The 13310-nt window shown below is 69.7% G+C and carries 12 protein-coding genes; 7 read left to right on the top strand and 5 right to left on the bottom strand.

Features of this window, described 5'->3' with window-relative positions; translation table 11 throughout:
* Positions 1 to 69 precede the first annotated feature (69 nt).
* Complete coding sequence (locus H7F53_RS00195; protein ID WP_185677456.1) at positions 70 to 942, bottom strand: amidohydrolase family protein; 873 nt, start codon at positions 940 to 942, stop codon at positions 70 to 72.
* A gap of 152 nt (positions 943 to 1094) precedes the next feature.
* Here H7F53_RS00195 and H7F53_RS00190 point away from each other — a divergent pair, with 152 nt between their 5' ends.
* Both H7F53_RS00190 and H7F53_RS00185 read left to right on the top strand, forming a co-directional pair.
* Positions 1095 to 2174: a YjgN family protein gene (locus tag H7F53_RS00190; protein ID WP_185677455.1), complete on the top strand. Its 1080-nt coding sequence runs from the start codon at positions 1095 to 1097 to the stop codon at positions 2172 to 2174.
* Positions 2171 to 3256 carry a M48 family metalloprotease gene (locus H7F53_RS00185; RefSeq protein ID WP_185677454.1) on the top strand — a complete coding sequence of 362 codons (1086 nt, stop codon included), beginning with the start codon at positions 2171 to 2173 and terminating at the stop codon, positions 3254 to 3256. Before H7F53_RS00190 ends, H7F53_RS00185 begins: the two co-directional genes overlap by 4 nt.
* 60 nt (positions 3257 to 3316) lie before the next feature.
* Here H7F53_RS00185 and H7F53_RS00180 read toward each other — a convergent pair whose 3' ends face one another.
* Entirely contained in the window at positions 3317 to 3784 is a 468-nt protein-coding gene (locus H7F53_RS00180) for an Lrp/AsnC family transcriptional regulator (RefSeq protein ID WP_185677453.1), read from the bottom strand.
* 95 nt (positions 3785 to 3879) lie between these two features.
* Between H7F53_RS00180 and phhA the strand changes: the two genes are divergently transcribed.
* The 5 genes from phhA (at position 3880) to maiA (ending at position 8437) form a co-directional block, all read left to right on the top strand.
* Entirely contained in the window at positions 3880 to 4752 is an 873-nt protein-coding gene (gene phhA / locus H7F53_RS00175; protein ID WP_185677452.1) for a phenylalanine 4-monooxygenase, read from the top strand.
* Entirely contained in the window at positions 4749 to 5828 is a 1080-nt protein-coding gene (hppD, locus tag H7F53_RS00170; protein ID WP_185677451.1) for a 4-hydroxyphenylpyruvate dioxygenase, read from the top strand. Before phhA ends, hppD begins: the two co-directional genes overlap by 4 nt.
* 111 nt (positions 5829 to 5939) lie before the next feature.
* The gene (locus tag H7F53_RS00165) at positions 5940 to 6491 is read left to right on the top strand and encodes a VOC family protein (protein ID WP_185677450.1); all 552 of its coding nucleotides are present in this window, start codon (positions 5940 to 5942) and stop codon (positions 6489 to 6491) included.
* 4 nt (positions 6492 to 6495) lie between these two features.
* On the top strand, positions 6496 to 7782 hold the full coding sequence (fahA, locus tag H7F53_RS00160; protein WP_185677449.1) for a fumarylacetoacetase: 1287 nt from the start codon (positions 6496 to 6498) through the stop codon (positions 7780 to 7782).
* Positions 7783 to 7789: 7 nt separating this feature from the next.
* Complete coding sequence (gene maiA / locus H7F53_RS00155) at positions 7790 to 8437, top strand: maleylacetoacetate isomerase (RefSeq protein ID WP_185677448.1); 648 nt, start codon at positions 7790 to 7792, stop codon at positions 8435 to 8437.
* 13 nt (positions 8438 to 8450) lie between these two features.
* Here the strand turns inward: maiA and H7F53_RS00150 are convergent, their stop codons facing one another.
* The 3 genes from H7F53_RS00150 to putA form a co-directional block, all read right to left on the bottom strand.
* Positions 8451 to 9302, bottom strand: a complete 852-nt coding sequence (locus H7F53_RS00150) for an alpha/beta hydrolase (RefSeq protein ID WP_343061826.1) — start codon at positions 9300 to 9302, stop codon at positions 8451 to 8453.
* Positions 9303 to 9391: 89 nt separating this feature from the next.
* Positions 9392 to 9550: a hypothetical protein gene (locus tag H7F53_RS00145; protein ID WP_185677447.1), complete on the bottom strand. Its 159-nt coding sequence runs from the start codon at positions 9548 to 9550 to the stop codon at positions 9392 to 9394.
* Between the two features lie 79 nt (positions 9551 to 9629).
* Positions 9630 to 13253, bottom strand: a complete 3624-nt coding sequence (gene putA / locus H7F53_RS00140; protein ID WP_185677446.1) for a trifunctional transcriptional regulator/proline dehydrogenase/L-glutamate gamma-semialdehyde dehydrogenase — start codon at positions 13251 to 13253, stop codon at positions 9630 to 9632.
* Between the last annotated feature and the right edge of the window lie 57 nt (positions 13254 to 13310).

Raw genomic sequence — 13310 nt, 5'->3', positions numbered from 1 at the left:
AGTCCCGTCGCGGCGCCCTATCGCCTCGTGGCCGCCGCGGCAACGCCGCACGCCCGGCAGCCGTAGCGCTCAGGTCAGGCCGAGCAGCGCTGCGGCATTGTCTTTCATGATCGCCGGCAGCACCTCGTCGCGGAAGCCGACCTGGCGGGCTGCGTCGAGCCATTTCTGCGGATGGATCAGCGGAAAGTCCGAACCGAACAGCATCTTCCCGCGTAGCTGGGTATTGGCATAGTGCACCAGCTGGGATGGAAAGTAGCGGGGACTCCAGCCGCTGAGGTCAATGAACACGTTGGTCTTGTGCAGCGCCATCGAGAGGCTTTCGTCGACCCAAGGCCAGCTCGGATGGGCGAGAATGATCTTCATGTCGGGAAAGTCGACCGCCACGTCGTCGACCAGCATCGGCTGCCCGTACTTCAGACGCAGTCCGCCACCGCCGCGCATTCCGGTGCCCATGCCCGAGTGGCCGGTGTGGAAGATCGCCGGCAGCCGGTAGGCGTTGATCACCTCATAGATCGGATAGGCCACGCGGTCATTGGGACTGATGTCCTGTGCGATGCCGTGGAACTTGAAGCCTCGCACCCCGTGGTTCTCCACGAGATCGCGCGCCTCGCGCGCGCCGAGTTTGCCCTTGTGCGGATCAATCGACGCGAAGGGAATGCAGATGTCGTCGTGCCGGGCGGCGAATTCGGCGATCTCGTAATTGGACACCCGCTTCGCCCCGAGACCAGATTCCGCATCCACGGTGAAAAGGCAGAAGGCGATCTGCTGTTCGCGATAGATCTCGACGATCTCGGGCAGCTTGGGACGTTCGCGCGGAGCCTTGAAGTAGGCGCTGGCCGCGTCGAAGAACTGTGCCATCACCGGGTCTTCCGGATCGTGGCAGCTCACCTCGGCGTGGACATGGACGTCAATGGCCTTGATGGCGCTGAGATCGATCGGCATCGGTCCGCCTGTTGCTGCTCGGGACGGCCCGGTGCCGTCCGTAGACCTTGCTCCACCCGCTGCGAACGCGACTGTCAATCCCTGCGCGCCCGGACTTGCACGACCCGAACAAATCGTTTTCACTCGAGAGCCGGGGCGCGCAGGGAGTACGGATGACCGAGGACCAGACCGACACGGCGTTCGAGTTCGACGGGCGCTGGCAGGACTACGCGCCGATCGCCTTCACCAATCTGCTGCTGACCATCGTGACGCTGGGCCTCTACCGGTTCTGGGGCAAGGCGCGGAGCCGCCGCTACCTGTGGTCGCGCACCCGGTTCATCGATGACCGACTCGAATGGGCCGGGACCGGGCTCGAGCTGTTCAAGGGCGCGGTCATGGCGCTGCTGCTGATCGTCCTGCCGCTGGTCCTGCTCAACATGTTGACCCAGTCGCTTGTACTGCAGGGCCAGACCCTGCTGGGCGGGCTGGTCGGCACGGTCCAGCTTGTCCTCGTCCTGCTGCTGATCGGCGTCGCGCTGTTCCGCAGCCTGCGGTACCGCCTGTCGCGCACCTACTGGCGCGGGATCCGTGGCGGCAGCGACGATCCGGGACTGGGCTACGGCTGGTCCTACCTCTGGAAGAACGCAGTGGGCTACCTTGCGCTCGGCCTGTTGCTGCCCTGGGCGATGGTCAGCCTGTGGAACGAACGCTGGAGCGCCATGAGCTTCGGTCAGCATCGCTTCAGCGCCAACGGCACGGTCGATGGCCTGATCCGGCGTTACCTGCTGTGCTACCTCGCGCCGCTCATCGGGTTGGCCGCAGGCTTCGTCCTGATCGGCCTGGCCCTCGCCTGGGGCCGCTCCGCGGGCGGCGGTCTGGCTGGTGCCGGGATAAGTTTCGCGCTCGTGGTGCTCGGGGCCCTTTGCTTCTATCTGCTGTTCGGGCTGGTGGTCATGGCCTTCTACGCCAAGTTCTTCCGCCAGATGGTCGACGGCATGGCGCTGGATCGGCTGACTTTTCGCTTCGACGCCACCACCCGGGACTGGCTGGTGCTGCTACTGGGCGATTTCGCCCTCGTGGTGGTGACCCTCGGGATCGGCGTCATCTTCCTCGACTACCGGCACTGGAAGTTCCTGATCGATCATCTCGAGGCCTTCGGCGAAATCGACATGGCGGCGCTCAACCAGTCGACCACGGCCACGCCGCGTCAGGGCGAGGGCCTGCTCGACGCGTTCGACATGGGCGCCCTGTGAGCGATCCGGCCGGAACGGAACCGGAGGGCGGGATCCCCGCCTTCCTGTTCGACGGACGGTCGGCCGAACGGCACGCGGTTCGGCTGCATCTGGCCGGCGCCACGCTGGTGCTGGAGTACGCGGACGGGGCCGAAGAGCGCGTCGCCCTGAGCGCGCTGGCGCGCGAGGCGGCCGGACCATGGGGCGAGCGGCTGGTCCGCCCCGCGCATGCCGGCTGGCGGCTGGACCTGCCGGAGGGCCTGCCTGCAGCGCTCGCCACGCAGCTGCCGCCGCCGCCCCGCTACGGCCGCTGGATCGACCGGATCGGCCTGCTCCGCGCCGTCCTGGCCTGTACCGCCGTGAGCGTCGGCCTGGTCGTCGCCGCGCTTACCACGCCACAATGGCTCGGCCCGCTGGTGCCGCTGGCGGTCGAACGGCGCATCGGCGCCGCACTCGTTGGCGACCTGTCGGCGGCAACCTGCCACACCCCGGCAGGGGATGCCGCGCTCGCCCGGCTGATCCAGGCAGTCGATCTGCCAGGGCAGCCACCGGTCGAGGCCCAGGTCATCAAGTTCGACATGGTCAACGCCGCTGCCCTGCCCGGCAACCGCATCGTGCTGTTCTCGGGCCTGTTTGATGAACTCAGGTCGCCCGATGCGGTCGCCGGGGTTGTCGCCCACGAGCTTGGTCACGTGCGCAAACGGCACGTGATGCAGGCGCTGCTCCGGGAGGCCGGGCTGTCGGTGGTGCTGGCCGGGACCAGCGGCGCAGTACCGGGCCAGATCGCCCAGATCACCGGACTACGCTACTCGCGCGGGGCCGAGGACGAAGCCGATGCCTTCGCGCGCGAGCGGCTGGCCGTCGCGGCGGTCTCACCCCTGCCCACTGCGGCCTTTTTCACCAAGGTGGCCAAGACCGAACCGCGCGGCGCGTGGATGGCCATGCTGGCCTCGCACCCGGCTTCGGCCGCGCGGGCGGCAGCCTATGCCGCGGCGGCACGCACGGGGTCCGTCTATCGTCCAGCACTCACCACGGCTGAGTGGCAGGCCCTGTCCCGGATGTGCGACGAGGACAAGCGGGTGCGGCCCCTGCTGGATTTCTAGAGGCTGGATTCCCGGGGCTGATATCTGGGGCTGATTTCTGGGGGCAACCCGGCCGCACCGCTAAACCGGCAGCGCGGTGGTGTACTTGGTCTGCGACAGCGCGAAGTGCGAGGCAGCCCCTCCGACCGCGGGGTGATCGAGCAGCACCCGCATCAGAAAGCGCTCGTAATCGGCCACGTCAGCGACGACGATCCGCAGCAGATAGTCCCATTCGCCCGACATCGAATGACACTCTACGATCTCCTGGCGGCTGCGCACGAAGTCCTCGAAGGGGCCGCGCACTTCGCGGGCGTGGCTGCTGACACGGACGTTGCAGAACACGTTGACGCTGCAACCCACCGCCTCGGGATCGACCAGCCGCACCGCTGGCCCCAGCACACCGGCCGCCTCGAGGCTGCGCACCCGGCGCCAGACCGAGGCAGGGGAACTGCCCACACGTTCAGCAAGCTCGGCATTGCTGAGGGCCGCATCGGCCTGCAGCTGCGCGATGATCCGGCGATCAATGCCATCCAGAGAGACAGGTTTCATGCATGCGAACTTTGTGATGGCAACGTTTCACAGAAGTACCATTTCCTGCGGCTGAATGAAACGCTTTCGCATCAGATTGGTGGCATTCTTCCAACATGGGCCATGCATTGCAGGCGCGCCCGCAGGGCGCGGCGCCGGACTGGACGATCGATCAGGGCTGGGAGCACTACTCCCCGGCCGAGCATGCCCTGTGGGATCGCCTGTTCGCGCGGCAGGCGAGCATGCTCAAGGGCCGCGCGGCGCCCGAGTTTCTCGCCGGTCTGGAAGTGCTCCGGATGGACCGCCCCGGCATTCCCGACTTCGCCGACCTGTCTGAACGGCTTATGGCGCGCACCGGCTGGCAGGTCGTCGCGGTGCCCGGCCTTGTGCCGGACGAGGTGTTCTTCGCCCATCTCGCCGAACGCCGGTTCGTCGCCGGGAACTTCATCCGTCGCCCGGACCAGATCGACTATCTGCAGGAACCCGACGTGTTCCACGACGTGTTCGGTCATGTCCCGCTGCTCGCCGACCCGGTCTTTGCCGATTACATGCAGGCCTATGGCGCGGGCGGGCTGCGCGCCGGCGGGCTGGGCGTGACCGCAATGCTGGCGCGACTCTACTGGTACACGGTCGAGTTCGGGCTCATCGCGCGCGACGGAGCGCTGCAGATCTATGGCGCGGGAATTGTCTCCTCGTTCGGCGAATCGCGCTTTGCGCTCGACGCTGCGGAGCCCAACCGGATCGCCTTCGACCTGGCGCGGGTGATGCGCACCCCTTACCGGATCGATGCCTTCCAGCAGACCTACTTCGTGATCGATAGCTTCGAGGATCTGCTGCGCCAGACGCTCGAGACCGATTTCGGCCCGCTCTACGCCGCCCTGGCAGGCAGTGCGGACCATGATCCGGCGGTCGTCCTGCCGAGCGATCGGGTGTACCATCGCGGCCGCCCGAACAGTCCCGCCCCCACCCCATCAGGAGCCCGCCCGTGACCGATCCCAGCGCCAATCCACTCGGGCTCGACGGCTTTGAGTTCATCGAGTTCGCCGCGCCCGAACGCGGGCTGCTCGAGCCGGTGTTCGCGGCCATGGGCTTCACCCGGGTCGCGCGGCACCGCTCCAAGGACGTGCAGCTGTGGCGCCAGGGCGGGATCAACCTGATCGCCAACTATGAACCACGCAGCCCGGCCGCCTACTTCGCCGCCGAGCATGGCCCCTCGGCCTGCGGCATGGGCTGGCGCGTGCGCGACGCGGCCCATGCCTATGCCGAGGCGGTGGCGCGCGGGGCCGAGCCGGTCGAGGTCGCGACCGGGCCGATGGAGCTGCGCCTGCCGGCGATCCGCGGCATCGGCGGCTCGCTGATCTACCTGATCGACCGTTACGACGAGCAGCTGTCGATTTACGACATCGACTTCATCTACGAACCGGGAGTCGAGCGGCACCCGGTCGGCGCCGGACTGCAACTGATCGATCACCTGACCCACAACGTCTACGGCGGGCGCATGGCGCACTGGGCCGCCTTCTACGAGCGGATCGCGAACTTCCGGGAGATCCGCTACTTCGACATCAAGGGTGAGTACACCGGCCTCACCTCGAGGGCGATGACCGCGCCCGATGGCAAGATCCGCATCCCGCTGAACGAGGAAGGCGCCGGCGGCAACGGCCAGATCGCGGAATATCTGCGCGCCTACAACGGCGAGGGGATCCAGCACATCGCCTTCGCCTGCGACGATCTCTACGCGGTGTGGGACCGGCTCAACGCGCTGGGTACGCCCTTCGTCCCGGCCCCGCCGGCAACCTATTACGAGCTGCTCGCCGAGCGGCTGCCCGGCCACGGCGAGCCGGTCGAGGCCCTGCGTTCGCGCGGGCTGCTGCTTGACGGATCGACCGAAGCGGGGGACCCGCGCCTCCTGCTGCAGATCTTCAGCCAGCCGCGCATCGGCCCGGTGTTTTTCGAGTTCATCCAGCGCAAGAAGGACGAGGGCTTCGGCGAGGGCAATTTCACCGCGCTGTTCAAGTCGATGGAGCTTGACCAGATCCGGCGCGGCACGCTCACCGTCGAGGGTTAGGCACTTGCCCCGTTCCCTCCTCTCCGCATGCCCTCACCCCGCTCGGCCTGAGCGGCCCTTGGAGGCGATTGCGATGACCAGACGGCAAGACCTCACAGGAAAGTGCTGCCCATGACCCACCCGGTCCAGCTCGGCGGGATCCACCACGCCGCCTACCGCTGCCGCGACGCGAAGGAGACGGTCGAATGGTACCAGCGCATGCTCGGCATGCGCTACACCACCGCCTTCGCCGAGGACCACGTGCCCTCGACCGGCGAGTACGATCCCTACATGCACGTGTTCCTCGACGCCGGGAACGGCAACGTGCTGGCCTTCTTCGAGCTGCCGCGCCAGCCCGAGATGGGGCGCGATCCTCACACCCCGATCTGGGTCCAGCACCTGGCGTTCCGGGTGGCGGACGAGGCGGCACTGCTGGCGGCCAAGGCGCATCTCGAGGCCGAGGGGGTGGCCGTGCTCGGCCCGACCCACCACGGGATCTTCCGTTCGATCTACTTCTTCGATCCCAACGGGCATCGCATCGAGCTGGCCACCGACATCGGCACGCCCGACCAGTACGCCGAGCTGGCCCGGGTCGCCCCGCTGATGCTGGCCGAATGGAGCGAGACCAGGCAGGCCCCGCGCCATGCCGACTGGCTGCACCAGCCCCCGGCGGGCGAGGGCTGAAACGATGGCGCTGGACCATACCCACGATCCCGCCGCTGCCAGCTGGGTCGCCTCGGCCGCGGGGCATCCCGCCTTCCCGGTGCAGAACCTGCCGCTCGGGGTCTTCGCCCCGGCCGGCGCACCGCCGCGGATCGGCACAGCGATCGGCGATAGCATCCTCGACCTCGCGGCGCTGGCCCGGCACCTTCCCGCCTGGACCCATCCGGCGCTGGGGCTGCCAATGCTCAACGCGCTGGTCGATCGCACCCCGGACCAGCGGCGCGAGCTGCGCCACGCGGTCTTCGCACTGCTCACCGACCCCGCCCACCACGCCGCGGTCGAGCCGCACCTGCACCCTGCAGCCGATTGCACGCTGCACCTGCCCTTCGCGGTGGGTGACTACACCGACTTCTATGTTGGCATCCATCACGCCACCAACATCGGCAAGCTGTTCCGTCCGGACAACCCGCTGCTGCCGAATTACAAGCATGTGCCCATCGGCTACCATGGGCGCGCCTCGTCGGTCCGCCCCTCGGGCGTGCCGGTGGTGCGCCCGAAGGGCCAGGGCAAGCCGCCCGAGGCCGACGCACCGGTCTTCGGCCCCTGCGTCCGGCTCGACTACGAGCTGGAGCTGGGCGTGTGGATCGCCCAGGGCAACGCGCCGGGCGATCCGATCCCGGTGGGCACGGCAGCGGATCACGTCGCTGGCTACTGCCTGCTCAACGACTGGTCGGCGCGCGATCTGCAAGCCTGGGAGTACCAGCCGCTCGGGCCGTTCCTGGCCAAGAACTTCCACACCACGGTTTCGCCCTGGGTCATCACCGCCGAGGCCATGGCGCCGTTCCGGGTCACCCAGCCGCCCCGGCCGGAGGGCGATCCGGCGCCGCTGCCTTACCTGTGGGACGAAGCCGACCAGGCCCGGGGCGCGCTGGGGGTCGAACTGGAGGTCCTGATCGCCACGCCGGCGATGCGCGCGGCCGGTCTGCCGCCGCATCGGCTGAGCCGTGGGCCGGCGAGCAACATGTACTGGACCGTGGCGCAGATCGTGGCCCATCACGCATCCAACGGGTGCGACCTGCGTCCCGGCGACCTGCTCGGCACCGGCACGATCTCGGCCCCGACCCCGGACGGCTACGGCAGCCTGATGGAGCTTTCGACCGGAGGCAAGACCCCGGTCACCCTCCCCTCGGGCGAGACTCGCAGCTTCCTTGAGGATGGCGACGAAGTGATCCTCGCGGCCACGGCCCGGGCTGACGGGTTCGTCCCGATCGGGTTCGGCGAGTGCCGCGCGACGATCCTCCCGGCGCGCTGACCGGGCCATGGCGGGCGAACTCACCCTGCACGGCTACTGGCGATCAAGCGCCAGCTACCGCGTCCGCCTGGCCCTCGCGCTCAAAGGCGTGGCCTACGCCCAGGTGACCCATGACCTGCGCCACGGCGAACAGGCCGCGGCCGACTATGTCGCGCTGGCACCGCACGGACTGGTGCCGGCCCTGGCCCACGACGGCGGGGTCCTGATCGAGAGCCCGGCCATCTTGGAATGGATCGAGACCCGCTGGCCGAACCCGCCGCTGCTGCCGCGCGATCCTGACGCGGCTGCCATGGTCCGCGCGATGGCCGCGCTGATCGCGTGCGATATCCATCCGCTCAACAACCTGCGGGTGCTCAAGGCCCTGCGCGAGGAATTCGGCGCGGGCGAGGACCAGATCCAGGCCTGGATCGCCGACTGGACCCATCGCGGGTTCGCCGCGCTGGAAACCCTGATCGCGCGCCACGGCGGCCGCTTCGCCTTCGGCGATCACCCCACCCTGGCCGACTGCGTGATCGTGCCGCAGGTCTACAATGCCCGGCGCTTTGCCGTGCCGCTGGACGCCTATCCCGGGCTGGTCGCGGCGGCCGACGCGTTGCTGGCGCTTCCCGCCGCCCAGGCGGCCCACCCGGATCGGCAGCCGGACGCCGGGGGCTGAGCGGATCGGCCGGTCAGGGTCGCATGCCCGGCGGGCTGCCCGGCTCGGCCGTGACCCGGGCAGCGAACGCGGCGACATCGTCCAGCACCGGCGCCCGTCCGCGCCATGGCTGGGCGATCGCGGTCAGGATGCCGACATGGCCGACCGCTGGATAACGCCGCAGCGTCGCCGGGGTGCCCACGGCGGTCAGCCGGGCCGCCAGGCTGTCCGAATTGGCCGGACGCACGGTCGTGTCCTTGTCGCCGGTGGCCAACAGCGCGGGCGGCGCCCCGGGCGCCACGTGGCTCACCGGCTGGGTCGCCCTGGCCTCGCCCGCTCCCTGGAAGGCTGCCGACGCGATCGGTCCGTCAAAGGGATCGAAGTCATAGGGCCCGGCCAGACCGGCAAAGCCCTTGATCGCCGCGCGATCGGCACCCAGCCAGCGCGGGTCATAGGCAAGCATCGCCGCGTTGTAGGCTCCGGCGCTGTGGCCCACCAGGACCAGCCGGGCCGGATCCCCGCCCCATTCCGCCGCATGGGCCCGCACCCAGCGCACCGCCGCCGCGCCGTCCTCGACGAAGGCGGGGTAGCGCACCTTGGGGACCAGCCGGTAATCGGGAATGGCGACCAGGAAACCCCGGGCCGCCAGCGCTCGGCCCACGAAGCCGTAGCCATCCTTGGTCCCCGAGTTCCAGGATCCGCCATAGAGGAACACGATCACCGGCCGCAGACCGGCACCCACGGGTCGGGTCGGGGTGTAGAGGTCGATCCGGCCCCGTGGCCCCGGAGCATAGGCCGCATCGCGGACGATCCGGCGCGCCCCTTCGTCCTTCGGCACCACCGTGTTGAACATGATCAGCCGCGAACAGCCGGTTGCCACAAGCACGACGCAAAGGGCGCTCGCCCGCACCACCCGGCGTCGACCTGGCCAGTGGCGCCGCAGTTGGCGTTCTCCTGTCCCTTGTCGCCGCCGGATCACGGCCTGCGATCCGCCCGGGACACGGCCAGCATCGCCACCGCTATGGGTAGCAGGTTAAGCGCCATCCGCGACAGGCTCGAGCCGGTCGCTCCGTGCCAGGCGGCAAGCACGGCGATGCTCACGGCCACAACGCCCAATTCCAGCGCGATACGCATAACGATCGGCTCCTGACCTGCGTCTTTGCCGATTATCCCGCACGCTGGACCGAGACAATGCCTGTGCCCGCGGCGAGGTCTAACCGATCATCATCAGACTGGCATTGCCCCCCGCCGCGGTGGTGTTGACCGAGAGCGTCACCTCTTCCAGCAGCCAGTCGCAGCAATAGGCGAGACCGCCTGCCGGCGCCGCGGCATGGACCGGGACGACCGGTCCGGGCAGCGCGGCCACCTCGCGGATGACGGCTGCCACCCGGGCGGCATCGCCTTCGACCAGGGCGGCACTGAACGGCCCCTCCCCGGCCGTGGCGAAGGCGGCCCCGACCGCCACCGGCAGGCCTTGCGGCAGTGCCAGGCCGCGCACCACCCCGGTGTTGCCGGTCGCCAACACGGCTGCCATCTGCTCGAACAGGCCGCTCTCGCTGGCCGGATACAGCAGGACCTGCCCGCGCGGGTGCAGGCTGTAGACGTTGCGCTCGCCCACCGGCCCCGGCAGCCCCTGCTCTGCGCCCAGCGCGGAGGCGGCGGCATAGCGACGGGCCAGCTCCGCCCCGGCCCGGTTGCCGGCGCTCTCGAGCCAGTCGGCAAAGGCATGGATCGGGGTGGCCAGATGCGCGGTGCGCAGCGGGCTGACCGGCGGTCGGGTGACCAGTCGGCCCAGGATGAGCGGACCGCCGGCCTTGGGACCGGTGCCCGACAGTCCCCGCCCGCCGAACGGCTGCACGCCTACGACCGCCCCGATCATGTTGCGGTTGACGTAGAGATTGCCCGCCTTGATCCGCGCGGTGACCGCCGCGACCGTCTCGTCCAGCCGGGTGTGGAGGCCGAAGGTCAGGCCATAGCCGGTGGCGTTCAGCGCATCGATCAGCTCGCCCAGCCTTTCGCGCCGGAAGCGGACCACGTGCAGGACCGGGCCGAACACCTCGCGGCCCAGATCGGCCACGCTGGCGATCTCGATGATCGTCGGCGCGACGAAGGTGCCGTGCCGCGTCTCTTCGGGCAGCGGGAGGCGCTCCACCGGGCAACCCCGCGCAACCATGTCGGCGACGTGTCGTTCAATGTTGGCCTGGGCCTCGGCGCTGATCACCGGGCCGATGTCCACCTGCAACGCATCGGTGCGACCGATCCGCAGCTCGTGGAGGGCGCCGCGCAGCATGGCGAGCGTGCGATCGGCCACCTCCTCCTGCAGGCACAGTACGCGCAGCGCCGAGCACCGCTGCCCGGCGCTGTCGAAAGCCGAGGCGATCACGTCGGCCACCACCTGTTCGGCCAGGGCCGAGCTGTCGACCACCATGGCATTCTGCCCGCCGGTCTCGGCGATCAGCGGGATCGGCCGACCGTCCGCGCCCAGCCGCGTGGCGAGTTGACGCTGGATCAGGCGCGCCACCTCGGTCGAGCCGGTGAACATCACCCCGGCAGTGGCGGGCGCACCGACCAGCGCCGCGCCGATCGCGCCGTCCCCGGGGACCAGCTGGAGGGCATCGGCGGGCACCCCGGCAGCATGGAACAGCCGCACCGCCTCGGCCGCGACCAGCGGGGTCTCCTCGGCCGGCTTGGCCAGCACGGGATTGCCCGCCGCCAGTGCCGCGGCGACCTGCCCGACGAAGATCGCCAGCGGAAAATTCCAGGGACTGATGCAGACCACCGGGCCGAGCGGGACCTGCGCCGCGCCGAAGGTGGTGCGCACCTGCTGGGCATAATAGCGCAGGAAGTCGATCGCCTCGCGCACCTCGGCGATCGCGTTGGGCAGCGACTTGCCCGCCTCGCGCGCGATCAGCCCGAGCAGCACCGGCATGCGCGCCTGCAGCGCGTCGGCGGCGCTGTCGAGCACCCGGGCCCGGCTGAAGATCGGTTCGGCCGGCCAACGCGAGGCCGCCGCACGGGCCACCGCCGCGCGCGCGGCGGCGGGATCGCACTCGCCCACGTGCCCGACCACATCGCGGCGGTCGGCCGGGTTAAGCACAGCCCGGCGCGTGCCCGTCCCCTCGGGCGGAGCCGCCTCCCACGCCTGTGCCGCGCTCTCGCGCAGGCCGGCGGCGAGCTGGGTCAGGCTGTCCTCGTTGCTCAGGTCGATCCCCGGCGCGTTGGGCCGGTCCGGATAGAGCCGCGGCGGGGCAGCGATCAGGTCGTGCGGGGCGCCGGGCTGCGGCATGGCCCGGACCACGGCGGCAGGATCGGCGACCAGCTCGGCGACGCTCACCCGCGAATCACCGATCCGGTTCACGAAGCTTGAATTTGCGCCATTCTCAAGCAATCGACGAACCAGATAGGCGAGCAGCGTCTCATGGGTGCCCACCGGGGCATAGATCCGGCAAGGCCGGTTGAGCCCGTCGGGGCCGACCACCTGCTGGTAGAGCGGCTCGCCCATGCCGTGGAGGCACTGGAACTCATACTGGTCGGGGGCATAGTCCGGACCGGCGAGGTGGTAGATCGTCGCCAGGGTCTGGGCATTGTGCGTGGCGAACTGCGGGAACACCGCGTCCGGCGCGGCGAGCAGCCGGCGGGCGCAGGCGATATAGGCCACGTCGGTGTGGACCTTGCGGGTATAGACCGGGAAGTCCGCCAAGCCGTCGACCTGGGCGCGCTTGATCTCGGCATCCCAGTAGGCGCCCTTGACCAGCCGCACCATGATCCGCCGGCCTGCCCGGCGGGCGAGGTCGACGATCCAGTCGATCACCTGCGGGCAGCGCCGGCCATAGGCCTGGATCACGAAACCGAGCCCGTCCCACCCGGCCAGCTGCGGGTCGAGCGCCAGGCTCTCGAGCAGGTCGAGCGACAGCTCGAGCCGGTCGGCCTCCTCGGCATCGATGTTGAGCCCGATCGCATAGGTTTTGCACAAGGCAGCCAGGGTCTGCACGCGCGGCAGCAGCTCGGCCATCACCCGATCGGCCTGGGACCGGGCATAGCGGGGGTGCAGCGCCGAAAGCTTGATCGAGATCCCCGGACCGGCCAGCACCCCGCGTCGCTCCGCTGCCGCACCGATCACGTGGATCGCATGCGTGTAGGCCTGGTAATAGCGCTCGGCATCTGCCGCCGTGGCCGCTGCCTCGCCCAGCATGTCATAGCTGTAGCGAAAGCCCTTGGCCTCGAGCTGGCGCGCCCGGCTGACAGCCTCCTCGATGGTCTCGCCGGTTACGAACTGCTCGCCCATCATGCGCATCGCCAGATCCACCCCACGGCGGATCACCGGTTCGCCGGCACGCGCGACCAGGCGGGTAAGTGCCGCCCCCAGCCCGCGATCGTCGACGCTGCCAACCAGCTTGCCCGTGATTGCCAGCCCCCAGGTCGCGGCATTGACGAACAGCGAGCGCCCGGTGCCGAGGTGGGCGGTCCAGTCGCCATCGGCGATCTTGTCGCGGATCAGCGCATCGCGCGTGGCGTCGTCGGGAATGCGCAGCAGCGCCTCGGCGAGGCACATCAGCGCTACGCCCTCCTCGCTCGACAGGGCATACTCCTGGACCAGCGCCTCGACCCCGCCCCCGCGCGTCTGCTGGCGCAGACCGGTCACGAGTGCGCTGGCTGTGGCGCGGATCGCCTCGGCAAGCGGCGCGGGCAGGCTGGCCTCGGCCAGCAGCGGTTGCAGTACCGCCTGCTCGTCCCGGCGATAGGCCGCGGTGATGGCCCGGCGCAGCGGGGTCGGTTCGCGGACGGGCGGAGCAAAGGTGGCGAAGGGCGGGGATGCGATCGGATCGGCGCGACTCATCCCGCCTTCCTAGCACGATGAACCGGCGCGTCGCCCCTCCCGATCGCCTCCCGCCGG

Origin of the sequence: Novosphingobium piscinae (assembly GCF_014230355.1) — a bacterium.
In the GTDB taxonomy this organism is placed as follows: Bacteria; Pseudomonadota; Alphaproteobacteria; order Sphingomonadales; family Sphingomonadaceae; genus Novosphingobium; species Novosphingobium piscinae.
The sequence above is the reverse complement of the archived record's forward strand: the minus strand, read 5'-3'. Positions and strand labels throughout refer to the sequence as shown.